Raw genomic sequence first — 25655 nt, forward strand, 5'->3', positions numbered from 1 at the left:
TAAGTAAACACAATGTCTGTCGACGAGCTGAAAAAAAGGCGCTATTAAGCGCCTTCTTCATTATTTTGATTGAGGGTAACAATTCGTTGCGGGAATGGTATTTCGATATCCGCCCCTTGAATTGCTTTAAATACATTGCGGTTGACCGCTAATTTAGTCTCAATAATTTTGGTGGTTGGCACCCAATAACGATAACTCAAGGTAACACCGCTGTCGGCAAAGCGCTCAATACCGACTTGTGCATGAGGAGCATCACTAACTAGCTCATGCTCGTCTAACACTTTTTCGATAAGCTCAATAGCGAGATCAGCATTGGCATCATAAGCGATGTCTATTTCACCTTTAACTAATGAATAGCTAAACGAGTTATGTAAAATCTCACCAACAATATGTTTGTTAGGGATGGTGATTTCGACTTTTTCTTCGTTTATTAGAATTGTGTGACCAAGCTCAATGGTTTTAACTTGCCCACTGACACCTTTTACTTCGATAGTATCACCCACAACAAAAGGCCTTGTTGCAATAATCGCAAGTCCTGCACCATAGTTTGACAGCATGCCTTGTAGCGCCAAACCAGCACCTAATGATGCGGCACCAATCGCTGCGACAAAAGGGGTTACGCTAATGCCAATTTTGCCAAGGGCAATAACCAAGAACATGATGATCAGTAATACTTTGATGACATTACTGACAAAGTTAGTCAGTGTAATATCGATATTGTGACGTTGCATTAGACCTGCAACCATATTCGACACTTTTTGCGCTATCCATAAGCCAATGAAGAGAATTAATATGGCACCTAAAATTTGCATGCTGTAGGTGACCAAATATTCCATGATCAGATTGTAGTATTTCTCGACTTGTTGTATTTCAGACTCAATCATATGTTTTCCTAACAAGGTTACTGCTAATGCTGACTATACCAGAACATATTGCATAACAGGATAGAGTAGCGGCACTATTATAGCGCTCAGTAGTGCACTTAATGCCATTGCCACTGAGGCAAATGCCCCCGCTTTAGGTTGCTCTACAATTAATGATGCAGTGCCTATTGCATGACAAGCTGTGCCGATTGCGACACCTTTTGCTTGCGCATTGCGGATATTTATCAGCGAGAAAATCAAATTACCAAATATGGCTCCCAGCACACCAATGAATATCACCATAGCTGCTGCCAAAGAGGGAATACCACCAAGAGCATCTGTAACAAGTAACGTTATTGGCGTAGTGACCGATAGACTAGCGAGTGAGGCGCTTAGCTGCGCAGGCGCATCGAATAAATAACAAATAAATGAAGCAACCACTGTTGCATTGATCACACCTAAGCTACAACTAATAAGAATCAATAACAGGTTTTTTTTGACATGTATAAATTGCTGATAAAGCGGTAATGCTAAAGCTACGATAGCAGGCTCTAAAAACCAACTTAAAACTTTACTGTGCTTGGCAAAAGGCTCATATGGGAGTTTTAGTGCCACTAACAGTGCAGAAACTAACACGATTGCCCAGCACACTGGGTTAGTTAAAGCTTTGCTGATCGCATGTTGCGTTTTAGCGTTCAAAAAACGTAAAACCAAGAAAAGGCAAACAGTTAAAGGAATGCTGAACCACCATAAACTAACTGTCATTTTCGCGCCCCTTAAAGTAGGCGAATAGTGAGCCAATGAGAATAATGCTCGTCAGGGGAACAATAATAAACACGGCAAGAAGGAGTAACCAGTGTTCGTTAATAACTCCTAAATGCTCAATAATACCGACGCCTGCAGGAATAAAAAACAGCGGCATAAAGTTCAGTAATGGGGTAGCTGAGGGTTTTAAATCTTGCTCTTTAACTAAGCCTGTTAAAAGAAGAATGAGTAATAAAACCATGCCAAGTAATGGTGCAGGGAATGTGCTTGCAAACAAAGCCGTTAAATATTTAGCAATGGCTAAACAAGCAAGGATGATGGCACTACTGATAAGGTATTTCATGATTGTGAATAATTGCGAATAAAGTACAACTACATCATACCCTTGTCAGTTGTACTATGCGACTTTAGCTTACCATGATTTGGCATTATTATACTGGATATCCTCTGCACCTTTTGCCTTCGCAATCGCCTTTTTGGTATTAGGATTCATCAGTAAGCGAATTTGACTCCAGGTTTCTTTAGCGAGGATTTTACGCTGCTGTGAGCGGTAGCTTTGCTGAGTAATTCGCTTAATTGCAGCAAGCGTATCTGGCGAGCGGGCCATTAAGGTTTCAAGGACAGCATCGGTTTGTTTATCGACATCATCAGTCAGTTGCGTAACCAAGCCATATTCTTTAGCGTCTTCAGCTGATATAGGCTCTGCATGACTTGCTAACCAAAGTGCTTGGTCGCGCTTCATTAAGCCTGCAAGTACTACGTTTGCCCCCATATCAGGACACAGGCCCCAACGCGCTTCCATAATCGCTAATTTAGCGTTTTTATCGACGATGCGGTAATCAGCACCGAGTGCGATTTGCATACCGCCACCAAAGCAATGTCCGGTCACTTTTGCAATCACCGGAATACTTAAGTCTTGCCACCCTAACACCACTTTTTGCGCTAAGTTTTGGTTTCCTGGTAACCACTTGAATAACAGCTTGATGATATTACTCGGCTTTTTCATCACCGCAGCAACATCAAGACCAGAGCAAAAATGGTCGCCTTCGCCAGAGATAACCACAGCGCGTAAACTGCGATCGCGTTTAATTTTTTTGATTACGTTTGCAAGTTCGACAAACATGGCAAAACTGAGTGCATTTTGTTTCTCGGGACGAGCAAGGCTTACCCATGCGACCTGTTGTTTTATTTCTAGTTTTATCATGGTAACTCCTCTGACCTGTTTGTTAGAGCTTACGAGCTAATTACAACTAAGTAAAGAATTGCTGATGTGTCGCAAGGAATCATTATATTTTCCAAAAATGGGTAACCTTGTCATATATTTAGTTACAAATTGGTGTATATTTTTAAAACAAAGATGCTAGTTCATCGCTAGTTTGATTTTGTGATTAGTTAGATACTTTCGCAAAATCCCATGACACGACTAGACTTAGCTTTAAGTCGCGCTACAAGGAGTATATATATGCTGATGCGCAAAACAGCTCGCATAACTAAACAATCATCTCGTTCTTTGGCTTTTGCTGCAATTTCTGTAGCATTAACAACCACATTGCTTGGCTGTTCAGATGATAAAGCAAAACAACAAGCTACGCCGCCTCCGGCTGTTTCTGTGTTTAATGTCTCTACAAAAGAAATCGGCAACTATCGTGAATTTGTAGCACGAACCGAAGCGTTTCAAGAAGTAAAAATTAGAGCTCGTGTAGAAGGTGAGTTAATAGAACGACACTTCGATGAAGGATCTACTGTTGAGAAAGACCAGTTACTGCTGCGTATTGACCCGTCTGAATACCGCTCGACAGTGGCTAAAGTAAAAGCCGATCTAAAAAGTAAAATTGCAGCAGCGAGTTCAGCTGAACGCGATTTAAAGCGCGGCCGAGAAGTCGCCTCTGATGGGTTTATCTCTCAGTCTGATCTAGATAAATTAACCACTAATTTCGAACAAGCAACAGCAGCTGTAAAGGCAACTGAAGCTGAACTTGAAAAAGCAGAATTAAATTTAAGCTACACCGAAATACATGCTCCATTTACAGGGCGCATTGGTAAAGTAAATTACGATGTAGGGAATATTGTTGGCCCATCATCAAATGAGCTTGCTGAATTGACAGATGTTGACCCTATCTATGTTAGTTTTCAGGTGGAAGAGGGAGACTACATTAGTTATCGTCAAGAGCATCAAACTAGTGAGAGCAACCCGCAAGATGTACCTATCGATTTAACTCTTAAACTTCCTAACAATTCAACATTCCCAAATAAAGGTGTGCTTGATTTTGCTGATACAAAAATTAATCAAAACACCGGCACTGTAGAGCTAAGAGCTGCGTTCGATAACCCTGAGGGGATCGTGATGCCAGGCTTATTTGTAACCTTAATTGTTGAAAGCACAAATAAAAAAGAATTAGCGCTGATCCCACAAGTCGCTGTGCAGGAAAATCAACAAGGGAAATTTGTACTTGTTGTTGATGATCAAAACAAAGTTGCTATGCGCATTGTTCAATTAGGTCGACGCATTAATGCTATGTGGGTTGTTGAGTCAGGCTTAGAGGCTGGTGAAAAAGTCATTATTGAAGGTTTACAAAAAGTGCGTCAAGGCGCTGAGGTTAAACCGGTAGAAAAGCAAGTCGATCCGACAACGGGCACCATCACTAGCAAAGCTAACTCTTAGGAGTGGGATATGATCAGTAAAACATTTATATCTCGTCCTAAGTTTGCCTTGGTAATATCGATTGTTATTACCATCGCGGGGTTAATTTCAATGTCATTATTGCCAGTGAATATGTACCCGCAAATAACACCACCACAAGTGCAGATATCTGCCAGCTACCCAGGCGCAAGTGCGCAGATCGTTGAAGAGTCTGTTGTGCGGCCCATTGAAGAGCAAGTCAATGGGGTTGAAGATATGATGTACATAGAATCCACCTCATCGAACAATGGCACCGCGAATATTACGGTGTACTTCAAGGTCGGTACAGATACTGATATTGCTCAAGTTAATGTTCAAAACCGAGTTGCACTGGCGGAGTCAGGTTTACCTGAGGAAGTGAAGCGCCAAGGTGTATCGGTTAAGAAAAAGTCTAGTTCAATGTTGCTCGGTATTAACCTTTACTCTGATAAGGAAAATATTGACGCAATCTTCTTGAGCAATTACGCAACTAACTACTTAACTGAACCGTTAGGGCGTATTAACGGGGTTGCTTCTGCTGAAGTTATGGGGGAGCAAACCTATTCAATGCGCTTGTGGTTACGCCCAGATCGTATGGCTTCGCTTGGTTTAACTGTGGCTGAAGTGCGGGCTGCATTGCAAGAACAAAATACTATTGTAGCCGCAGGTAAATTGGGTGCTGCGCCATCGGCTCCTAGTCAGCAATTTGAATACTCGATTCAAGCAAGAGGGCGCTTAAAAACCCCAGAAGAGTTTGGTCAAACCATAATTCGCTCAAATAAAGACGGTAACTTTGTGCGCTTGAACGATATTGCGCGCATTGAACTGGGGGCGGCAAGTTATAGCACCACCGCAAAATTAAACCAGCAAGACACCGCGTTTATTGTAATTTACCAATTGACTGAAGCGAATGCGACGCAAGTAGCTAACGATGTTAAAGCACGAATGGAAGAGCTTGCAAAACAATTGCCCGATGGTGTGAAGTATTCGATTCCTTATGACACCACAGAATTTATTAACCGTTCAATCGAAGAAGTGGTGGTTACTCTGGTTCAAGCTGTTGGCTTGGTTATTTTAGTGGTTTTTTTATTCTTACAAAACTGGCGCGCAACGCTTATTCCAACGGTCGCTATTCCAGTATCTTTAGTGGGCACTTTTGCTTTTATGATGATGATGGGTTATTCCATTAACCTGATCACTTTATTTGGCTTGGTACTCGCAATAGGTATTGTTGTTGATGATGCCATCATTGTTATAGAAAACGTTGAGCGGATACTAAAAGAAGAAAAGCTACCAATAAAAGAAGCGGTCACAAAGGCGATGGAGCAAGTATCAGGGCCAATAGTAGCAACGACCTTAGTGCTGCTTGCGGTGTTTGTGCCTGTTGGTTTTATGCCAGGGATAACGGGTGAGCTTTATAAGCAATTTTCGGTCACGATTTCGTTTGCAGTGCTTATTTCCTCCGTTAATGCATTAACCCTGAGTCCTGCATTATGTGCATTACTGCTTAATGAAAAAGCCATGAAGCCTATTAAATGGTTAGCACCATTTGAAAACATCATTACGCGCTCAACCAATGGTTACAGTAAAGTTATTAACTTTATCCTAAAACGTACAGCAAGAATGGCACTGTTTGCCGTGGTTATTTTTGCAGCTGCTGGGTGGTTGGTGAAAACTGTTCCTACGGGCTTTGTACCAGCAGAAGATCAAGGCTTCTTGTTTGTAGATGTGCAACTTCCAGATGCTGCAGCAAGTGCCCGTACCCAAGATGTGATGCACAAGTTGGGCGATATTGTGAAAAATGAACCAGCTGCAACCGATTTTATTGCGGTGTCTGGTTTTTCATTACTTGGTGGTGCAGGCTCAAACAACGCTTTGGGTATCGTGGTACTGAAAGATTGGGAAGAGAGAACGAGTCCGGAGCTTGGCTTACGTTCGGTTTTAACCCGCTTGATGGGACAGTTCTGGGCAATGCCAGATGCGCAAATCATGGCATTTAACCCTCCTTCAATACCCGGGCTTGGCACTAGTGCAGGCTTTGAGTTTAGATTACAAGACAGTGAAGGGCGTGAGCCAGCAGAGCTTGCTCAAGTGTTAAATGGCCTTGTTTATGAAGCAAACCAGCGACCAGAACTTTCTAATGTATACAGTACCTTTAGGGCTAATGTGCCACAGTACTTATTAGAGGTAGACCGTAATAAGGCGAAAGCACAAGGGGTCGCATTGAGTGATATTTTCTTGACGCTACAAGCGCAATTAGGCTCATTATATATTAATGACTTTAATCAATTTAGCCGTACTTACCGAGTGATCATGCAGGCAGAAAGCCAATTTAGACAGAACCCAACAGACTTGCAGTATTACTATGTACGAAATGATGAAGGTGCCATGGTGCCGCTCACAACACTCGCTAAACTTGAGCCAATTCTTGGCCCTACAAGTTTAACGCACTTTAACTTATATCGTAGTGCAAGCATTAGCGGACAACCAGCGGCGGGTTATGCAAGTGGTGATGCTATTAAAGTAATGCAAGAGTTGGCTGAACAATTGCCAACGGGCTATGTATACGAATGGGCAGGCCAATCGAAACAAGAAATTGAAGCCGGTAACATGGCTCCGATTTTGTTCGGCTTAGCAGTGGTATTTGTTTACTTATTCTTAGTAGCGCAATACGAAAGTTGGACAATTCCTTTCTCGGTTATTGCTGCGGTACCGTTGGCGCTATTTGGTGCCATGCTTGCGCTGTACGTAATTGGTATGGAAAACAACATTTATGCACAGGTGGGGTTAGTGCTGCTAATTGGTCTTTCAACCAAAACTGCCATCTTGATTGTTGAATTTGCTATGGAAGAGCGGGCTGCAGGAAAAACTATATTTGAAGCGGCATTAAATGCAGCCAAGTTACGTTTTAGAGCAGTACTGATGACGGCATTATCGTTTGTGCTTGGTGTACTACCGCTGGTATTTGCCAGTGGGGCAGGGGCAGGAAGCCGAATTTCACTTGGTATCACAGTGTTGTTTGGTATGCTTGCCGCCACAATTTTTGGTACTTTATTAGTGCCGCTATTTTATACTTTAGTGCAATCTATGCGCGAAAAAATCAAGGGTGAGTCAGCTCACGATTAATAATTGATAAAAAATAACAAAAAAGTCAGGGTAACCTGGCTTTTTTTTTGGCAAAAAAGAAAATAGGTTTGTTATCATATTCCGATTAACGCAATCCGAATGCGCAGAGGGTTTGAACAATGGCAGGTCCACGTTTATATAGTGAAGAAGAAGTAACACATCAGGCATATGATATCTTTTTAGAGTTAGCACCTGATAATTTGAATGAGCAGGATATTGCTGACTTTAATGAACACAGAGAAGAGTTAGGTTTTATTGAAGAAGGTGAGCCTGATGAGCAGTGGCAAGAATTTGTTGCACTAGAAATTGAACCTGAGCTGTTTGTACAAGTCTTAGTTGGACTTGAATTTGAAAACCAAGATATTTTATTCGCCAAGATTTTAATTAGCCGAGATAAAGATGCTCCGTTTTGCCACATACTTTGGAAAGATAGCGAATAACGCGCCAGCTGATGTTTGACTCTACTTTTAATTGTTTTAATACCCTAAAACGAATTATCTTAGCCGCCATGCTCGTTAGTAGTTGGCAGGCTTTTGCTGTTGATCCGTTTGAAGACTTTCATGAATACGGGCAATTATCAGAAGAAGAGATCCATAAAATTCATAAAGGTGAGTTGCTTTATGGTGATATTGAGTTTGGCTTTATGGTAAGTCGTGGTAATACAGATTCAACCAGCTTCAAACTTAAAGGTAACCTTTATCAAGACTTTGAAAAGTGGCGTAATCAATTTAAGCTCGACACCCTGTATAAGCGTGATCGTAACGATGAAACCGGAACTGAAGAAGTGTCTGCGGATCGTATCTTTGTATCTGGGCAAGGCAACTACAAGCTGAATGTCAAAAACGAATCATTCTTTATTTATAGTGATTACGAACGAGACAAATTTAGTGGTCTAGAGTTTAAAAGCACCGTTGCGACAGGATACGGAAATCGTATTTATCAAGGTAGTAAAAATAAGGTGGATATTGACGTAGGACCCGGTTTGTATCGCTCAGTGGCAGATCAAGAGACAGCCACAGAAGAAGATGAAACAAAAACAGGTTACTTACTTCGAATGGCATTGCAGTGGGAGCGTACGGTCTCTGCTCGCACTCGCTTTAATCAAGACGTCAGTTATGAACAATCGTTGTCGGGATTAAACTCTCGTTTAAAATCAGAAACCTCATTGATCAGCAAAATTATGGGTGATGTATCACTCAAATTTACTTATATGTATCGCTATAACTCAAAACCGGAAGAAGAAAAGCTCAAGTACGATTCTGAGCTGAGTGCGACCTTTGTTTATAGCTTTTAAGAGAATATCTCAGTATGTATCAACATAAGCAGTACGCTATTTTTATTTTTGTTATTTTAGGCTGGATTGGCGGCTTTATTGCCTTAGCATGGAATTTAATTGGTGCAGATATTCCACTCATGGTGTTTAGTGCTATCTTAGTGCTGGTGGCCTTTTTGTTTCATGGTTTAACCATCAAGGTGAGTGATAAAAACGTAAGCTGGGCATTCGGTCCGGGTGTATTTGGTAAAACAGTTACTTTTGATGAGATTGAATCTGTTCGGGCAGTAAGTAACTCATTTCGACATGGCATAGGCCTGCGCATTACACATGATGGGTGGGTTTACAGCGTCTCTGGATTCAGTGCCGTAGAGCTTGCTATGAAAGACGGTACAAAGTATCGCTTAGGGACCAATGACCAAGAAGGTTTACTTGCTGCGCTTAGAGAGCATATTGCTGAACCAGAGCCTGCACTGGATGCACAGAAAACAGCTGAATAAGCACTGAGATATAAAAAAAGCGCCAATGGCGCTTTTTTATAGTCATGGTTTAGTGGCTGTGACCACAACCGCCTTCACCGTGCACATGACCATGTGCCAACTCTTCTTCTGTTGCATCGCGTACTTCAAGTACTTCAACATCAAAATGTAGAGTGATGCCTGAAAGAGGGTGGTTACCATCTACAATCACATCTTCATCTTGGATTTCGATGATCATTACTGATTGATCACCGGCATCAGTTGTCGCACGAAACTGCATACCAACTTCGATTTCCATTCCTTCGAACATCGACTTAGGCACAGCTTGCATCAAGTCATCATGACGTTCACCATAGCCTTGCTCTGGTTCTACAGTTACGCTAAATGTGTCACCAGCTTCTTTACCTAGTAGCGCATCCTCTAGGCCTGGAATTAGGTAGCCAGTGCCCACGATAAACACCAGTGGTTCACCATCGAAAGAGTTGTCGATAGTGTTTTTGTTATTATCCAATACTGAATAATGCATTTTTACCACTTTGTTTGCTGCTACGATCATAGTCTTTCCTATTTATTCATCTTCGAGAGAGTAAGGCAGAGCTTGAATTGATAGCTCAACCTGAGGGAGGTGTTTAGCACGCAACACTTGGCCTGCCTCATTGTCGTTTGGCAGCACAACAAGGCCCATTAATGTTTGCGTATCTTGATTATAACTTTGGCTAATTAGCTTGCCTGCACGACGCCAATTCTCGCCCATCTTGGTTTCGAGCTCAAGCTCATCAAGTTGACCTTCGGCTGTGCCTGCAACGATATACATAGCGCGTTTATTTTTGCCCAAATATTTCATGCGAGCGACTGTTTCTTGGCCTGTATAACAACCTTTTCTAAAGCTGATACCACCTAGTGCTTGTAGGTTCACCATTTGTGGTACGTACTCGCCAATGGCGTCGCTATTTAAAGATGGCTCACCAGCTGCAATTGCAGCTTGTTGCCAACGTGCATCATCATCAAGGGCCGTAACTTCGTCTGGTAAACAAAAGTCGTTATTGACCATCAGTAGAACACGGTTATCAGCAAGTTTTAATGCTTTACCGCCAGCAAAGTCAACGGCACTGTGTTCCTCATCAAACTCAATGTTGAGTGATTTAAGTGTATTATTAAGGTCATCACCAATTAGGCCAATAAGCGCTTTTTCACTTTGCTGAATGTCTACTTGGGAAAATACCGCATATTTTTTTAACTCTACCAGTGACTGCTCAACTTCAGGTTTTGTGCCCACAAGGTAGTAGCTATCTTGATGCTCAAAAAGTCTAAACACACCCCAAAGTTTGCCTTTGGCATTACAGTGTCCAGCCCATAAAAAGTTATCTTTGTTGAGCTTATTGATATCTTGTGTAATTTGTCCGTGAAGGTAAGACAGCTTATCTTTGCCAGTTAGGCTGATAAGCGAATAAGATAAAGGACATGCGTAAACAGTCGACATAAAAACCTTCTTTACGATATGAATGAGAGGTAATGATAACTTAGTTAGGGTAGCAATTTAAATAGCTGTTTATTCGATGGCAATTTGTTAAACTGCAGACAAATAAGTACGAGGTTTAAAATGACTGAAATTCACAGTAAAGAACGTATTCGTTGGGCATGCCGTCGCGGTATGTTGGAACTTGATGTTTTATTCATGCCATTCGTTGAAGAAGCGTTTGACTCACTTAGCAAAGAGCAGCAAGCTGTATTTCAACGCTTACTTGAGAGCGATGATCCTGATTTGTTCGCATGGTTCATGGGGCATGAAGAGTGTAAAGATCCAGAACTAAACACTATGGTCTCGTTAATTTTAGACCGAGTTCGTGTATAGGTTTGTCGTTAAAAATAATAAATTAGACCACAAACCATTTGTGGTCTTTTTTTGTTTTCTTGCTATCACGTTCTTTCTTACCGCCCACTCCTTGATTACACAAATATTTGCTATTTCATCTAGCCTGATTGCAGGAATTATTAGTTTTAAAAAAGCAAAACAAGCACATCCTGAAAACGGCACAGTTATTTTAGAATACTCACAGTTAAGATTTGTGTGTGACAACATTCAATTGCAAGGCGAGATAAGTCCGAAAAGTTATATCTTTGCAAACTACGTAGTGCTCAGGCTTGAGGGGTTTTATCAGTCACACTGGCTGATTATTTCAGCAGCCAGTGTAGAAGACGTTTATTTTTCGCGTTTGAAACGTGCTGTTATTGCAGTGCAGCAACCGACTTAGGGGTCAGTATTGTTGGTGTTGGATTGTCGTTTTGCTCTGGGTAATCAATAGTGTAGTGTAAACCACGGCTTTCTTTACGCTCAAGGGCACTGCGAATTATCAGCTCAGCTACTTGCACGAGATTTCTAAGCTCTAATAAGTTATTAGACACTCTGAAGTTAGCGTAGTAGTCGTGAATTTCTTGTTGTAGTAACTCCACACGGTGAAGGGCACGCTCTAAGCGTTTAGTTGAGCGTACAATCCCCACGTAATCCCACATAAATAATCTTAGTTCATGCCAGTTATGAGTGATGACGATTTCTTCATCTGAATTAGTGACGCGGCTTTCATCCCATAGTGGGAGGGCTTCAAGGGCTGGGCTTGCATCGATTTTACTTAAGATGTCTTTCGCTGCGGCATGGGCAAACACAATACACTCAAGTAACGAGTTACTCGCCATGCGATTAGCACCATGTAAGCCTGTGTAAGCGACTTCGCCAACAGCATAAAGGTTGTCTAAATCTGTGCGGCCATTAAAGTCAGTCATCACACCACCACAGGTATAGTGTGCAGCCGGAACTACTGGAATGGCTTCTTTAGTAATATCTAAGCCCACACTTAAACATTTTGCATAGATGGTAGGGAAGTGCTCAATGATAAAGTCTTTGTCTTTGTGGCTAATATCAAGATAGACACAGTTCGCACCAAGGCGCTTCATTTCAAAATCGATAGCACGAGCCACGATATCGCGAGGAGCAAGCTCTTCACGCTCATCAAAATCTTTCATAAAACGGGTGCCATCGGGGCGTTTTAAATATGCACCTTCACCACGCATTGCTTCGGTAATCAAAAAGTTTTGTAGCTCTGGGTGATATAAGCTAGTTGGGTGGAATTGGTTAAATTCCATATTGGCAACCCGACACCCCGCACGCCATGCCATGGCAATACCATCGCCACTTGATACATCAGGATTAGAAGTATATAGATAAACTTTGCTGGCTCCACCAGTGGCAAGTGCAACGAATTTGGCTGAAATTGTTTCGACTTTTTTCTCTTCACAGTTCCATACATATAAACCATGAATATGTTTGCCCTTTTTACCTAGGCTCTTATCACTGATTAAATCAATCGCATTATAGTTTTCTAGCAAGGTAATGTTTTGATGGGCTTGTACTTGGCTAATTAAAGTTGTTTGCACTGCGCGACCAGTGGCATCTGCAGCGTGTAAAATACGGCGATGACTGTGGCCACCCTCACGAGTTAAATGAAAGCGCTCTTTACCTTTTGAGTCAAACTCCATATCAAAAGGCACACCTTGTTCGATTAGCCATTTCAAACACGTCTTAGCATTGCTTGCAGTGTAATGCACCGCATCTCGGTCACATAAACCACCACCCGCATCGAGTGTATCTTCAACATGAGATTCAATGCTGTCATTCTTTTTATCAAATACCGCGGCAATGCCACCTTGTGCATATAAGGTTGACCCTTCAGTCAGTGCACCTTTACTTAGTACAGTGACCTTGCAATGGTTAGCAAGAGATAAAGCAAGAGAAAGGCCAGCGGCGCCGCTGCCAATGATAGCGACATCAGTAATGTGATGTTTATTTTGGTTCATGTCTGTGGTCTTTGCGGTTACAATGCTCGGCTAGTAGTGCCAAAAGTTTGAGCAAATATTTTTTTATGTGGTATACGTATATGTACCATATTTGCAGTAACACTATTAGTCATTTTAATATGTTATACCAATCTTATTAGGTTTTAGGTCACATAAACAGTCTACTTTAGGCTGTTTGTTTAAATTTATTTAATTCACAGTGAACTTATGTACCCGTTGATTTAACAGCAGTATTTGAACTTATTGTGTAATAAGATCGGTATGACTCAATTTATTTGCATGCTATTTTATAAAAAAATCATTTTAAACTGAACTTTTATATTCATGCTGCAGTCAGAGTTTGTGTAAACAATGGCGAGTATATGAATAGCAAGCAAGAATCAAACAGAGGAGTACCGGCTCGAATGAGCGAGCAGGATTTGGATTTAGCGTTAGTTAAAAGGGTCCAGCAAGGAGATAAAAACGCCTTCAACCTATTAGTTAGAAAATATCAGAACAAAATTGCGGGTTTGATTTCACGTTATGTGTCGAACCAAGGTGATGTCGCTGATGTCGCGCAAGAGGCGTTTATTAAAGCGTATCGAGCTCTACCTAACTTTAGAGGTGATAGCGCCTTTTATACTTGGTTATACCGTATCGCCGTAAATTGTGCTAAAAATTACTTGGTTGCGCAGGGCCGAAAGCCCCCCGCAAACGATGTTGATGCTGAAGAAGCCGAATTTTATGACAGTGCAGATGCTATGCGTTCTAACGCATCACCTGAAAACCTGTTATTAAGTGACGAAGTACGTGCTGTAATTTTTAATACGATTGATAGTTTGCCTGAAGATCTGAAGACCGCGATAACCCTTCGTGAAATTGAAGGGATGAGCTATGAAGAAATAGCCGTGGTTATGGATTGCCCTGTGGGAACGGTACGCTCGCGTATATTTCGTGCCCGTGAGGCGATTGATAATAAATTGAATCCATTAATAGGTGAGTCTTAGTATGACAAAAGCAGACGTTAACAAGTTGGATAATGAGCAGTTGTCCGCGTTACTTGACGGCGAGCAGCAGTTAACTGATCAAGCGATCACTAACGACGATGTAGCAACATTTGGTCGTTACGCGATGATCGGTGACGTAATGCGTGCTGAGGCAAATAATAACGCTTTTAATTTTGACATTGCAGACGCAGTGGCAGAATCACTTGAGCAAGAACCTGTTTTCGCTGATTTCGCGAATAAAACAACAGCACCAAAAAGCGAAGAAATCGTGGCGGCAACAGGCACAGATAACGTTGTAGCATTTAATTGGCGTCGTCCATTTGCCCAAGTGGCAATTGCTGCAAGTGTTGCTATGTTTGCGATTGTGGGCGTACAAACATTGCCGCAGAACACCGAATCACCAGAAAGTGACATTCCACTTTTACAAACAACACCTTTAACGGGGGTTGCGTCACCTGTTAGCTATTCATCAGAACAGCCTGCACTTGAAAACGCAGAGCAAGGTTTACGTGAATTACAACAGCAGCGTATAGGGGCATTAGTTCTTGAGCATCAGCGTCAAGCACGTGTTGCCTATTCTCTGGAAAGTTCACAAACTGCAGAAAACGCAGAAGAGGAAAAAAACTAATTAAATGAAAGTGTTTACTTTTATTTTGTCACTGGCATTAATGGCTCCGGCTTTTGCCAGTGATGAAAACCCCGCCAAAGCATTATTACTTAATATGGCTGATGCCGTTCATACCCGCAACTTTGATGCATCTTTTGTCGTCGTTAAAGGCCAAACCATGGAACCTTATCGTTGGTTGCATGCTAAACAAGGTGATATCGAGCTTGAACATTTGAGCTTGCTTAATGGTGCAGGGCTTGAGATGGCAAGAGTTAACGGACAAGTTACTTATTTTGAGCCTCACTCACAGCCTTATACTATTAAAACCGACACTATTGCCGGGCCTATTCCTGAAGTACTTTTTAAAGATATTGAACGCGTAAGTGCACATTATGATTTTGTGCTAGGTGGTAAAGGACGTATTGCAGGTCGCTCAGCGCAGTTAGTGCGTATTGAATCAAAAGATGAGCATAAATTTAACTACTGGATTTGGATTGATACCGAGTCATCGCTTCTACTTAAGTCTGCTTATGTTGATCATAAAGGCGAAATGTTGGAGCAATTACAGTTAACTCACATAAGTGTGACCGAGCAGCCAGCGCCAATGCTACTTGAAATGCAAAACCGTAGTTTTCCTGCTGCTATGCCAACCACTGAGATTGAAAATGCATCTGAAGGTGCTGGCAATAATTGGAATATTGGCTGGTTGCCAGATGGATTCAAATTGTTAAAGTCAGATCGCCACAAATTAGACTTAAATAACGAACTAACAGACTATTACTTATACTCTGATGGTTTTGTGGAAGTATCTGTGTTTATTCAAAGACCTTTACCAGGCAAACGAGCCAGTGGTGCACTATCATCGGGTGCAACGACGGTTTATGTTCACAATGGCGGTGGCTTTGATGTATCGGTTGTTGGTAATATTCCTGCTATGACAGCCAAAGCTATAGCTGAGTCGGTAGCGCGACCTCTTTAAATTATGATTGAACAAACACTCACTGTCGTGTCGGTTAAAGGCACGACAGCGAACTTAGAAGCAGAGCAAAAACAGGCCTGTGCCGGCTGTAATGGCCGATGTGGCTCGCAAGTATTCGCTAAACTGTTTGGAACAGCCAAAAAAACTTTCCCCTATACCTTTGATTCTGAGTTAAAAGTCGGTCAAAAAGTGACCTTGGCACTTGATGATAGTCATCTAGTTAAACATGCGATGGCTGTGTATATGTTGCCACTTTTACTCAGTTTGGGATTTGCTTTAATCGCTTTTGCCGCTTTTTCATTACCTGAGGGCTGGCAAATTTTAGCAGCCGTGATTGGTGGCTTAACGGGCTATGCAATAGCAAAATCAAGGGTTAAGAGCCTCAAGCACGATATAAAAGTAATAAAAATTCACCCAATTACTATTCCTTTCACTCAAATAGATGGTGATTAAAGCCAATTAAATGTAAAATTGTCGCTTTATACACTTAGTCCATTTATATAGAAGTTTAGAATCCAGTTTATGAAGCATATCCGTAATTTTTCGATCATCGCCCATATTGACCATGGTAAATCGACTCTCTCAGACCGTCTTATCCAAGTTTGTGGTGGTTTAACAGACCGTGAAATGCAGCAGCAGGTGTTAGACTCAATGGACATTGAGCGTGAGCGTGGTATTACCATCAAAGCGCAAAGTGTAACACTAAATTATAAAGCTAAAGACGGCGAAACATACCAGTTAAACTTCATCGATACTCCAGGACACGTTGACTTTACATACGAAGTATCGCGTTCACTTGCAGCCTGTGAAGGTGCATTATTGGTTGTAGATGCGGGCCAAGGTGTTGAAGCACAAACATTGGCAAACTGCTACACAGCAATCGAAATGGACTTAGAAGTTATTCCAGTTCTAAATAAAATCGACTTACCGCAAGCCGACCCTCTTCGTGTAGCTGAAGAAATTGAAGATATTATCGGTATCGATGCTCTAGATGCAGTGCAATGTAGTGCTAAAACAGGTATTGGTATTGAAGAAGTATTAGAAGTTATTGTTAAAGATATTCCGCCACCGGTAGGCGACAAAGATAAGCCACTACAAGCGCTAATCATTGACTCATGGTTTGACCCATATCAAGGCGTTGTATCATTGGTACGTATCAAACACGGTGAATTACGCTCTGGCGATAAAATTAAGATCATGTCGAATGAGCAAGTTCATATCGCAGATAAAGTGGGTATTTTCACTCCAAAACAAACCAACACGGGTATCTTAAAAACCGGTGAAGTAGGTTTTGTTATTGCGGGTATTAAAGAAATCCACGGTGCACCAGTTGGTGATACTATTACGCTTCAACGTAATTCTGCTCCTGAGCGTTTACCTGGCTTCCAACGCATTAAACCGCAGGTTTATGCTGGTATGTTCCCAATCTCATCAGATGATTATGAATCATTCCGTGATGCGCTTGATAAACTAAGCTTGAACGATGCGTCGTTATTCTTCGAACCAGAAAACTCAACAGCACTTGGTTTTGGTTTCCGTTGTGGTTTCTTGGGTATGCTTCACATGGAAATCATTCAAGAACGTCTTGAGCGAGAGTACGACATTGATCTTATTACTACTGCGCCAACAGTAATCTACGAAGTAGAAACAAAAGACGGAACTAAACAAATAGATAACCCGTCTGACCTACCACCGGTAAACAATATTATTGAAATCCGTGAACCAATTGTTGAAGCTAACATCTTAGTTCCGCAAGAGTTTTTGGGTAACGTAATTACACTTTGTGTTGAAAAGCGTGGTATGCAAACTAAAATGAGCTACCATGGTAAGCAAGTTGCGGTGACGTACGAATTACCGATGGCTGAAGTAGTAATGGACTTCTTTGATAAGTTAAAATCAACAAGTCGTGGTTTTGCATCACTTGATTATAACTTTAAGCATTTCCAAGCTTCAGACATGGTGCGTGTTGATGTACTAATTAATGGTGAGCGTGTTGATGCACTTGCTATTATTGTGCACCGTGATATCGCGCAGTCACGTGGTCGCCAGTTAGCGGAAGCGCTAAAAGATCTGATCCCACGTCAGCAGTTTGATATTGCGATTCAAGCAGCGATTGGTCAGCATGTGATTGCACGTACAACAGTTAAGCAATTACGCAAAAACGTAATCGCAAAATGTTACGGTGGTGACGTGAGCCGTAAGAAAAAGCTACTACAGAAGCAAAAAGAAGGTAAAAAGCGAATGAAGCAATTAGGTAACGTTGAAGTTCCTCAAGATGCATTCTTAGCTATCCTTAAAGTTGGTAAATAATAAGAAGTAGATATAGGAATTAATGCATGGCGGGTTATTTTTCAATTTTCTTAGTGTTGTTAACACTTGGCTCAGGTTTAATTTGGTTAATTGACCACTTTATGTTTGCGCCGAAGCGTCAACAGCGAATTGCCCTTGCTCAAAATGCCGCAGGTGGTGATTTAGATGAAGAAACCGCTGCATTAATTGCGCCTGAGCCAAGTATTACTGAAACGGCTAAATCAATTTTTCCGATGATTGCGGCAATCACCATCTTCCGCTCATTTATTTTTGAACCGTTTCAAATTCCATCTGGTTCGATGATGCCAACTTTACTTGTGGGTGACTTTATTCTTGTTCAAAAGTACTCATATGGCATTAAAGACCCAGTTTGGCGCAGTCAGCTAGTTGATGTAAACGAGCCTGAGCGTGGTGATATTGTTGTATTTAAATACCCACTTGATGAGCGTGTTGATTACATTAAACGAGCAATAGGTCTACCTGGCGATAAAATTGTATATCGCAACAAGCACCTTTATATTCAGCCAAAATGTGAAGAAGGTGCTACGCAACAGGGTGAGTTGCTGTGTAATGAATACAATAAAATTGATATGGAAATCCTCAATAGCGATGAGTTCAAACAAGGTTCAATGAATTTGGTGCGTTTAGAAGAAGGTCTAAGCACAGTCAATCATAATATCTTGATTAACCCGCAAGCGCCTGAAATGAAAGGCCGCTATTATCAGCAGCCGGGTACTCGCTCAGATGAGTGGGTGGTTCCTGCCGATCATTATTTTATGATGGGTGATAACCGTGATAATAGCCAAGACAGTCGCTTTTGGGGCTTTGTACCAAAAGAAAACTTGGTTGGTAAAGCCGTCTTTATATGGATGAGTTTTGAATTTGAAAATGGCCCAGATGACTTTTTACCAAGCTGGGTTCCAACTGGTGTTCGTTTTGAACGCCTAGGTAATATTCAGTAACGATGAAAAAAAACGTAACAGAGTTATACAATAAAATAGGTTATACATTTACTGATCAAGCGTTGCTTGAGCAGGCAATGACGCATCGCAGTCATAAAGGTCAACATAATGAACGCTTAGAGTTTTTGGGCGATTCAATTTTGAGTTTTGTGATTGCTAATGCGCTTTATAATAAATTTCCAAAAGCACGTGAAGGTGATTTAAGCCGTATGCGCTCTACCTTAGTGCGTGGACAAACCTTGGCTGAATTTGGCCTAGAATTTGGCTTGGGCGATTACTTACGCTTAGGCCCAGGTGAATTGAAAAGTGGCGGTTTTCGCCGCGAATCAACCCTTGCCGATGCTGTTGAAGCGATTATTGGCGCGGTGTTCTTAGACTCAAACATTGAACAATGTGGAGAGCTTATTTTAAGCTGGTATGAGTCTCGCCTTGATGCAATTTCGCCAGGTTTGAACCAAAAAGACCCGAAAACATTACTTCAAGAATACTTACAAGCGCGCAAACTATCGTTACCAGGCTACACTGTTATTGATACAAAGGGCCAAGCGCACAATCAAACATTCACGGTTGAATGTATTGTTGAAGGGATGGATAGCATTATCTCAGTGGGTAGCTCGCGTCGTAAAGCAGAGCAAAAAGCCGCTGAAAAAGCCTTAAAGATACTTAAAAATGAATCTTGATGATTTAATCTCTAAATCACCTGCAGAGTTAGATACACACTGCGGGATGATTGCCATTGTAGGCCGTCCAAATGTGGGCAAATCGACCTTACTTAACTACATTGTTGAGCAAAAGGTGTCGATTACTTCGCGTAAACCGCAAACTACACGTCACCGTATTATGGGTATTCATACCGAAGGTAAATACCAAGCTGTGTACGTCGACACTCCGGGTTTACACGTAGAAGAAAAGCGTGCCATTAACCGTTTAATGAACAGAGCAGCATCAAGTTCAATTGGTGATGTAGAACTGATCATTTTTGTGGTTGAAGGAACACACTGGAACGAAGACGATGAGATGGTACTTAACAAAGTGCGCCAAAGTGGTCGTCCGGTGTTATTGGTAATGAATAAAATCGACCAAGTAAAAGATCGCGATCTAGTGCTACCACACATGCAGTTCTTGGGCGAAAAGTTTGACTTTGTTGGTATTATTCCTGTTTCTGCTAAGCAGGGTAAAAATATTGAACTAATCAAAGCTGAAGTAACTAAGCGTCTTCCTCTTTGCGAGTTTTATTTCCCTGAGGACTACGTGACAGATCGCTCTATGCGATTCATGTCGGCAGAAGTTATCCGTGAAAAGCTGATGCGTTTTATGGGTGATGAGTTACCTTATTCTGTCACGGTAGAAATAGAACAGTTTAAATGGCTCGATAATGGTGTTTGGCAAATCAATGGCCTTATCTTGGTTGAGCGCGAAACACAAAAACGTATGGTGATCGGTAATAAGGGCGAAAAGCTAAAAGTTATCGGTCGTGAAGCGCGTAAAGACCTTGAAGAAATGCTTGATAACAAAGTATTTTTAGAACTTTGGGTAAAAGTCAAATCTGGTTGGGCTGACGATGAACGTGCGCTACGTAGCCTTGGCTATGGTGAAGACTAAGTAAAGCTTACACGCCATGGATAGCGAATTCTACACAGCATACTTGCTGCATCGACGTCCTTTTAGTGACTCGCAAGTTATGCTTGATATGCTGGTAGAAGGCGTTGGTCAACTGAGAATGTTGGCTCGTATTAGTGGTCGCCAGGCCACTAAACATAAAGCTCAACTGCAGCCTTTCCAATCTCTGCTTGTACAATACAGCGGTAAGTCTGATTTAAAATACATCACTCGTTTTGAGCCCCATGGCGGGCAAAGTATGTTAACTGGCACCCAGTTATATTGTGGTTTTTATTTGAACGAATTAACCAATCGTATCGTACCAATCAACGAGCCGATGGAAAGTGTTTATCATCTTTATAAACAGCATTTACACGAGTTATCGACCACTAAAAGCCTGCAAGCGGTGCTGCGCTCATATGAGTTTCAACTGCTAGAGATGCTAGGTTACGGTGTTGATTTTAGCGTTGATGCGCAAGGGGATGAAATAAACGATGCAGCAAATTATCAGTACTTTGCTGAATACGGTTTTTTGTTGCATGACGACCCCCATAGTGGCTTTTCAGGAAAGCAATTAAATGCCATAGCGGCTCATGACTTTAGCGCCCCTGATGTGTTATATATGGCTAAGCAATTAAGTCGATACCTACTCAAGCCTTTACTTGGTAAAAAGCCATTAAAAAGCCGTGAGTTATTTATTAAATAGGCTGATACTCAGCCTTGAATCGTTGTTTTAAACAGGTAAAAAAATGAAAGATATTCTTCTTGGTGTAAACGTTGATCACATTGCCACTTTACGCCAAGCGCGTGGCACGAGTTACCCAGATCCTGCGCATGCCGCTGCTGTTGCAGAGCATGCTGGTGCAGATGGTATCACCATTCATTTGCGTGAAGACCGTCGTCATATTCAAGATCGTGACGTATATGTGATGGCAAAAACGATTCAAACACGTATGAATCTTGAGATTGCAGTCACTGATGAAATGATCGACATCGCCCTTGAAGTGAAACCTGCTTATGTGTGTTTAGTGCCTGAAAAACGTGAAGAACTCACCACAGAAGGTGGCCTTGATGTTGTAGGTAACTTTGAAAAAGTAAAAGCTGCAACAGAAAAGCTGACAGCAGCAGGAATAAAGGTTTCGTTATTTATTGATGCCGACAACGCGCAACTTGATGCTGCAAAAGCGTGTAATGCTCCTTACGTTGAAATTCACACAGGTGCTTATGCTGATGCTGAGAATGACGAAGAGCTTCACACTGAGCTTGAACGTATTCGTAGCGGCGTACAATATGCTGATAGCCTAGGTTTAATCGTTAATGCCGGCCATGGTCTTCATTATCACAATGTAAAACCAATTGCGGCAATGCCAGAAATTTATGAGTTAAACATTGGTCATGCAATTATTGCTCGTGCAGCGATTGATGGTTTAGAAAAAGCTGTTAGCGATATGAAACGTTTAATGATTGAAGCAAGACTTTAGCTGACGCTTTTAATAAGAGCCAGCAAATTTGAATACTGAACGCGGTGGAGATAATATCCGCCGCGTTTTTTATTTACTCAGGTAAACAATAAATTCTGAGAGGTAGGATGATAACAGTGGCGATAGGCAGAGTAGGGCCACTAAATATTGATGTTTTTTCTTAAAGCTTTTTAAAACATCATCATCTACGGCCGACAATTCACCTTTTTTAACTGAATGAAAAACCATCGAGTTAGGTTTTGCCTTCATCAAACGGGCTTGGCTTTCGTATGTTTGCCACTGCTCTGTGTAATTGGTTTTTACGTAATTATTAGCTTCTATACTTAGTTTTTTATAGCGGAAGAAAAACCAAGTGAGTGAAACAGCACTAAAGACGATAAGTAAGATAAAATACAAAGCAAGCTCTCTTTAATACTTCACTATGCGTGTACCCGTGGAATAAATAATATCTGAACTAGGGCATGAATAGTTAGGTTTTAGCTCTTTGCAAGATTGCTCAGGTGTGTCAAAACAAAAGTCAAAGCGAGTTTGGGTTTTCACCGCTTTATCAGTAATATTTTTCGCCAGCTCATTCCAGTGCCAATTAGTGATTACATCTTTTGCTGCGTCGGCAAATACAGAGTTAGTTGAGGCAACTACCTGAATATCTCTAATCTCATTTTGTGGCGTAATGACATACTCAATAGTTGCGCAACCTTCTTTTGCTTGGATAACTGCTTTTTTTGGGTATCTGGCAGGAAAGCGTTCAAGCTGTTGCCATTTTGCTGACTCCATTTCATTATAGCTAACAGCTAAATCCGCATACTCTAATTTTACTGGTTTTTCTTCGGTTGATGCGCAACCAAATACAAACAAACTGCTAGCTAGCATTAAATAGTTTTTCATTAATATATTCCTTTATATAATTTATTGAGTTTTTTTATCGTTATTGCTCAACCATACCTGCATCGCTTAACAAGTTATTAAGCTCATCAATTAACTCAAACAGTTCAGGCTCGATGTAATTTAAATCGCAATCGCCTTTTAATGCTGTTTCGAGAGTTTCGGCAAGTGATTTTAGTTTTGGTACGCCGGTATAACAACATGCGCCATGGAACTTGTGCACAATGCTAAGTACATGTTCGCAATCTTCTTTTTCTATAGCTTCATTGAGCAGGCGCAAGGTCTCCGGCACGCTCAGTAATAGCATGTTAAGCATTTCAAGTGCTAGTTCTTCTTTACCGCCTGCGCGTTGTAGTGCTAATTGCCAATCAAGACGAGCGCTTTCAAATGGTGGCTCCGAATGAACGGCAGCTGCTTTACTTCGCTCACGATTAATAGGTGATTGCGGGCTATGATCGCTGATGATTTGTTTTAGCATATCTTCATCGATAGGCTTGGTTAAGTAACCTTTAAAGCCATCTTTAAGCAGTTGCTCTTTTTCACCCGCCAAAGCGTGCGCTGTAACTGCAATGATAGGTGTATCTTCATTGAGTGATGATTCGCGAATAAGTTTACAAGCGGTAATACCATCCATGATTGGCATTTGAATATCCATAAATATTAAATCGTATTTATGGCTTTTGCTTAAGCTGTAGGCTTGAGAACCATTATGGGCGGTATCAATTAACTCAATTTGTTCTTCCAGAAGAGTACAAATAAGCTTTAAGTTAGCGTCATTGTCGTCAACGACCAACACTTTAAGTGGTAAAAGCTTTTCGTCACCCTGTTCAATATTATGTACTGGGTGGTCAAGGCGATAAGGTGCAGCCAATATTTCACACAGTTTACGGTGATTAAGCGGCTTGCTAAGGCATGCATCAGCACCACTCCCGATAAATGCCTCACGCATATTATGCGACACTGTATTGAGCATAATATATAAATAATCAGTCGCAGGGCGAACTGCTTTCACGTAGCTTTTCAGCTGCTGCATATCATCTATTGTGGCGGTATGGCCAATAATACAGATGTCATAGCTGAAATCTTTATTGATCTCGTTTAAGAAACTTTCTTCATCTGTGCACGCAGTCACCCGCATTTGCCATTCATTCAATAACGACAATGTTGCTTGATGAGAGTGTTCATGCGGCTCTAAATAAAGCACGCGTTTATTAATTAAGGATTGAGTAGGTAAGTCGCTGGTAATTATATTGCTTGGTGTCCTAAATACCGCATTAAATGTAAAGCAGGTGCCATTGCCAGGAGCTGAGTTAAGCGTTATGCGACCGTTCATCGCTTCAACAATATGTTTAGTGATGATTAAACCAAGCCCAGTACCACCAAATTTACGAGTAATACTTGAGTCTGCTTGGCCAAATGGTGTGAATAACGCATCTTGTTTATCCATAGGAATACCTACACCTGTATCAGTCACTGAGACCAAAATTGAGGCGCGCTCTTCATCGAGCAAGCGGTAGCCAACATCTACTTTAATCGACCCTTTTTCAGTGAATTTAATCGCGTTACTCAACAGGTTAATTAAGATTTGTTTAAAGCGAGTCGGGTCACCGGTCAGGTTATCAGGCACTTGTGGATGAATAAAAATTGATAGCTCAAGTTGCTTTTCATGAGCGCTCGGTGCCAATAAAGTTAAAACTTCATTGATATTGTCACGCAGCTGGAATTGCATTGATTCTAGCTCCATGGCACCGGCTTCTAATTTAGAAAAGTCCAAAATATCACTAATAATGGTCAATAAACTGTTGGCCGACAGCTCAATGGTATCAAGATAATCTTTTTGATGCTTATTTAGCGGGGTTTTATAAAGCTGGCGTGTAAAACCAATTACACCATTTAAAGGCGTACGTAATTCATGACTCATCTTGGCTAAGAAGTCTGACTTTACTCGGTTAGCATCTTGCGCGTCTTTTTTGGCAATACTTAACTGGATATTTTGGGTTTCGTACTGTTCGAGTGTTTCGCGGTAATCAGAGGTTGCTTGGTCAATGTGTTTTTGCATTTCGTCACGTTGCATGACCATGGTTTGCGAAATCGTATTAAGGCCTTCTCTGAGTAACTCAAACTCTCCAAACATTTTTTTATCAAGACCGGTATCTACTTTACCTTCTATTAACCTGTCGGTAGCAAGTACTAACTTATTCAGTGGTTGAACAAACATACGGGTAAGTCTAAATGCCAAAATAGTCGCCAGTACTAAGGCTAAAATAATGACAATGCCACTTATAAGCAGTGCGCGTTGCTGACCAATGATAGCCTGTTGTTTGTTGAGCATGATAACCACAGTTCCCAATGAAGCTTGGTAACTATGGTGGTTCCAAATCGAATCTTGGCGACTATGATTAACAATGGCAGTTTTAAACGTTAAGTAGTGCTCTGAATTTTTGACAATAATACCGTCTAGTGACGCTGAGTTATCGGTTATAAACTCTTTGAACTCACTTTGATATTTACTAGAAATGACAAGCTCATTGTTCTCATCAAAAATAGCAATTGATTGAATAGCAGGGGAGTGCTTGTTATGGGTATGACTAACTAGGCGTGTTAATAGCGGTTTATCACGTTTGAGCAAGGGTTGTTCAACCGCTATAGCCAGCGGCTCAATTATTGTCACACCTTGTTGATATAAAATTTCATCGAGCTCAATGTAACGATTTATTGTAAAATAACCGCCCAGCAACAAGCCTATGATCACAGTCGGTATTAAAGTGAGAGTTAAGACTGAGTCACGTAAGCCAAATTTAGTCATAAAGAATGTTGTTATCATTATTATCGTTG

General features: G+C 41.3%; 27 protein-coding genes. 17 read left to right on the plus strand and 10 right to left on the minus strand.

The features are described from left to right. Window positions 1–44: 44 nt before the first annotated feature. From QL229_RS06720 to QL229_RS06735, 4 genes are all read right to left on the minus strand, one after another. A complete protein-coding gene (locus tag QL229_RS06720; protein WP_135923774.1) occupies window positions 45–884 on the minus strand; it encodes a mechanosensitive ion channel family protein in 840 nt (279 codons plus the stop codon). A gap of 33 nt (window positions 885–917) precedes the next feature. Beyond that, window positions 918–1628 (minus strand): LrgB family protein, encoded by a 711-nt coding sequence (locus QL229_RS06725; RefSeq protein WP_281546631.1) that lies wholly within the window; start codon window positions 1626–1628, stop codon window positions 918–920. After that, the gene (locus QL229_RS06730) at window positions 1618–1971 is read right to left on the minus strand and encodes a CidA/LrgA family protein (protein WP_235382526.1); all 354 of its coding nucleotides are present in this window, start codon (window positions 1969–1971) and stop codon (window positions 1618–1620) included. Before QL229_RS06730 ends, QL229_RS06725 begins: the two co-directional genes overlap by 11 nt. 69 nt (window positions 1972–2040) lie before the next feature. Further along, on the minus strand, window positions 2041–2832 hold the full coding sequence (locus tag QL229_RS06735) for a crotonase/enoyl-CoA hydratase family protein (RefSeq protein WP_281546632.1): 792 nt from the start codon (window positions 2830–2832) through the stop codon (window positions 2041–2043). Between the two features lie 258 nt (window positions 2833–3090). On the opposite strand from QL229_RS06735, the gene QL229_RS06740 reads away from it, so the two are divergent. The 5 genes from QL229_RS06740 (at window position 3091) to QL229_RS06760 (ending at window position 9186) form a co-directional block, all read left to right on the plus strand. After that, on the plus strand, window positions 3091–4290 hold the full coding sequence (locus QL229_RS06740; RefSeq protein ID WP_281546633.1) for an efflux RND transporter periplasmic adaptor subunit: 1200 nt from the start codon (window positions 3091–3093) through the stop codon (window positions 4288–4290). Between the two features lie 9 nt (window positions 4291–4299). Then, window positions 4300–7413 (plus strand): multidrug efflux RND transporter permease subunit, encoded by a 3114-nt coding sequence (locus QL229_RS06745; RefSeq protein ID WP_281546634.1) that lies wholly within the window; start codon window positions 4300–4302, stop codon window positions 7411–7413. 119 nt (window positions 7414–7532) lie between these two features. Further along, entirely contained in the window at window positions 7533–7853 is a 321-nt protein-coding gene (locus QL229_RS06750) for an HI1450 family dsDNA-mimic protein (protein WP_135923779.1), read from the plus strand. 68 nt (window positions 7854–7921) lie between these two features. Further along, window positions 7922–8707 (plus strand): DUF481 domain-containing protein, encoded by a 786-nt coding sequence (locus tag QL229_RS06755; RefSeq protein ID WP_135926247.1) that lies wholly within the window; start codon window positions 7922–7924, stop codon window positions 8705–8707. A gap of 14 nt (window positions 8708–8721) precedes the next feature. After that, window positions 8722–9186 (plus strand): hypothetical protein, encoded by a 465-nt coding sequence (locus QL229_RS06760; RefSeq protein WP_235382529.1) that lies wholly within the window; start codon window positions 8722–8724, stop codon window positions 9184–9186. A 49-nt stretch (window positions 9187–9235) separates the two neighbouring features. Here QL229_RS06760 and QL229_RS06765 read toward each other — a convergent pair whose 3' ends face one another. Further along, window positions 9236–9721, minus strand: a complete 486-nt coding sequence (locus tag QL229_RS06765; protein ID WP_135923781.1) for a peptidylprolyl isomerase — start codon at window positions 9719–9721, stop codon at window positions 9236–9238. Window positions 9722–9733: 12 nt separating this feature from the next. Beyond that, the gene (gene ygfZ, locus QL229_RS06770; protein ID WP_135923782.1) at window positions 9734–10645 is read right to left on the minus strand and encodes a tRNA-modifying protein YgfZ; all 912 of its coding nucleotides are present in this window, start codon (window positions 10643–10645) and stop codon (window positions 9734–9736) included. Between the two features lie 120 nt (window positions 10646–10765). On the opposite strand from ygfZ, the gene QL229_RS06775 reads away from it, so the two are divergent. Together QL229_RS06775 and QL229_RS06780 are read left to right on the plus strand one after the other, a co-directional pair. Further along, entirely contained in the window at window positions 10766–11017 is a 252-nt protein-coding gene (locus QL229_RS06775; RefSeq protein ID WP_135923783.1) for a succinate dehydrogenase assembly factor 2, read from the plus strand. Between the two features lie 91 nt (window positions 11018–11108). Next, the gene (locus QL229_RS06780) at window positions 11109–11417 is read left to right on the plus strand and encodes a hypothetical protein (RefSeq protein ID WP_281546635.1); all 309 of its coding nucleotides are present in this window, start codon (window positions 11109–11111) and stop codon (window positions 11415–11417) included. Here QL229_RS06780 and nadB read toward each other — a convergent pair. Further along, window positions 11392–13014: an L-aspartate oxidase gene (gene nadB, locus QL229_RS06785; protein ID WP_135923785.1), complete on the minus strand. Its 1623-nt coding sequence runs from the start codon at window positions 13012–13014 to the stop codon at window positions 11392–11394. The two genes, QL229_RS06780 and nadB, sit on opposite strands and share 26 nt — an antisense overlap. A 404-nt stretch (window positions 13015–13418) precedes the next feature. On the opposite strand from nadB, the gene rpoE reads away from it, so the two are divergent. The 10 genes from rpoE (at window position 13419) to pdxJ (ending at window position 21938) form a co-directional block, all read left to right on the plus strand. Then, window positions 13419–14000, plus strand: a complete 582-nt coding sequence (gene rpoE / locus QL229_RS06790) for an RNA polymerase sigma factor RpoE (protein ID WP_036969086.1) — start codon at window positions 13419–13421, stop codon at window positions 13998–14000. Between the two features lies 1 nt (window position 14001). Next, entirely contained in the window at window positions 14002–14628 is a 627-nt protein-coding gene (locus QL229_RS06795) for an RseA family anti-sigma factor (RefSeq protein WP_281546636.1), read from the plus strand. 4 nt (window positions 14629–14632) lie between these two features. Continuing rightward, window positions 14633–15586 (plus strand): MucB/RseB C-terminal domain-containing protein, encoded by a 954-nt coding sequence (locus QL229_RS06800; RefSeq protein ID WP_135923787.1) that lies wholly within the window; start codon window positions 14633–14635, stop codon window positions 15584–15586. A 3-nt stretch (window positions 15587–15589) separates the two neighbouring features. Next, window positions 15590–16039: a SoxR reducing system RseC family protein gene (locus QL229_RS06805; RefSeq protein WP_135923788.1), complete on the plus strand. Its 450-nt coding sequence runs from the start codon at window positions 15590–15592 to the stop codon at window positions 16037–16039. Window positions 16040–16108: 69 nt separating this feature from the next. Continuing rightward, complete coding sequence (gene lepA / locus QL229_RS06810) at window positions 16109–17896, plus strand: translation elongation factor 4 (protein WP_135923789.1); 1788 nt, start codon at window positions 16109–16111, stop codon at window positions 17894–17896. A 26-nt stretch (window positions 17897–17922) separates the two neighbouring features. Then, a complete protein-coding gene (lepB, locus tag QL229_RS06815) occupies window positions 17923–18858 on the plus strand; it encodes a signal peptidase I (protein ID WP_135923790.1) in 936 nt (311 codons plus the stop codon). Window positions 18859–18860: 2 nt separating this feature from the next. Next, window positions 18861–19538, plus strand: coding sequence for a ribonuclease III (gene rnc / locus QL229_RS06820; protein ID WP_135923791.1), 678 nt, complete (start codon window positions 18861–18863; stop codon window positions 19536–19538). Next, window positions 19528–20460 (plus strand): GTPase Era, encoded by a 933-nt coding sequence (gene era, locus QL229_RS06825; RefSeq protein ID WP_135923792.1) that lies wholly within the window; start codon window positions 19528–19530, stop codon window positions 20458–20460. Before rnc ends, era begins: the two co-directional genes overlap by 11 nt. A 16-nt stretch (window positions 20461–20476) precedes the next feature. Continuing rightward, window positions 20477–21163 (plus strand): DNA repair protein RecO, encoded by a 687-nt coding sequence (gene recO, locus QL229_RS06830; protein WP_135923793.1) that lies wholly within the window; start codon window positions 20477–20479, stop codon window positions 21161–21163. 43 nt (window positions 21164–21206) lie between these two features. Further along, window positions 21207–21938: a pyridoxine 5'-phosphate synthase gene (gene pdxJ / locus QL229_RS06835; RefSeq protein WP_054554340.1), complete on the plus strand. Its 732-nt coding sequence runs from the start codon at window positions 21207–21209 to the stop codon at window positions 21936–21938. A 69-nt stretch (window positions 21939–22007) separates the two neighbouring features. Here pdxJ and QL229_RS06840 read toward each other — a convergent pair whose 3' ends face one another. From QL229_RS06840 to barA, 3 genes are read right to left on the minus strand one after another with little or no spacing between them, the layout of a single operon-like run. Then, window positions 22008–22334: a hypothetical protein gene (locus QL229_RS06840; RefSeq protein WP_235382532.1), complete on the minus strand. Its 327-nt coding sequence runs from the start codon at window positions 22332–22334 to the stop codon at window positions 22008–22010. A 12-nt stretch (window positions 22335–22346) separates the two neighbouring features. Then, window positions 22347–22823: an energy transducer TonB gene (locus QL229_RS06845; RefSeq protein WP_281546637.1), complete on the minus strand. Its 477-nt coding sequence runs from the start codon at window positions 22821–22823 to the stop codon at window positions 22347–22349. 40 nt (window positions 22824–22863) lie between these two features. Further along, window positions 22864–25626 carry a two-component sensor histidine kinase BarA gene (gene barA / locus QL229_RS06850; RefSeq protein ID WP_281546665.1) on the minus strand — a complete coding sequence of 921 codons (2763 nt, stop codon included), beginning with the start codon at window positions 25624–25626 and terminating at the stop codon, window positions 22864–22866. Window positions 25627–25655: the final 29 nt, after the last annotated feature.

It is taken from the genome of Pseudoalteromonas sp. PAR1 (assembly GCF_947311895.1).
Classification (GTDB): Bacteria; Pseudomonadota; Gammaproteobacteria; order Enterobacterales; family Alteromonadaceae; genus Pseudoalteromonas; species Pseudoalteromonas lipolytica_C.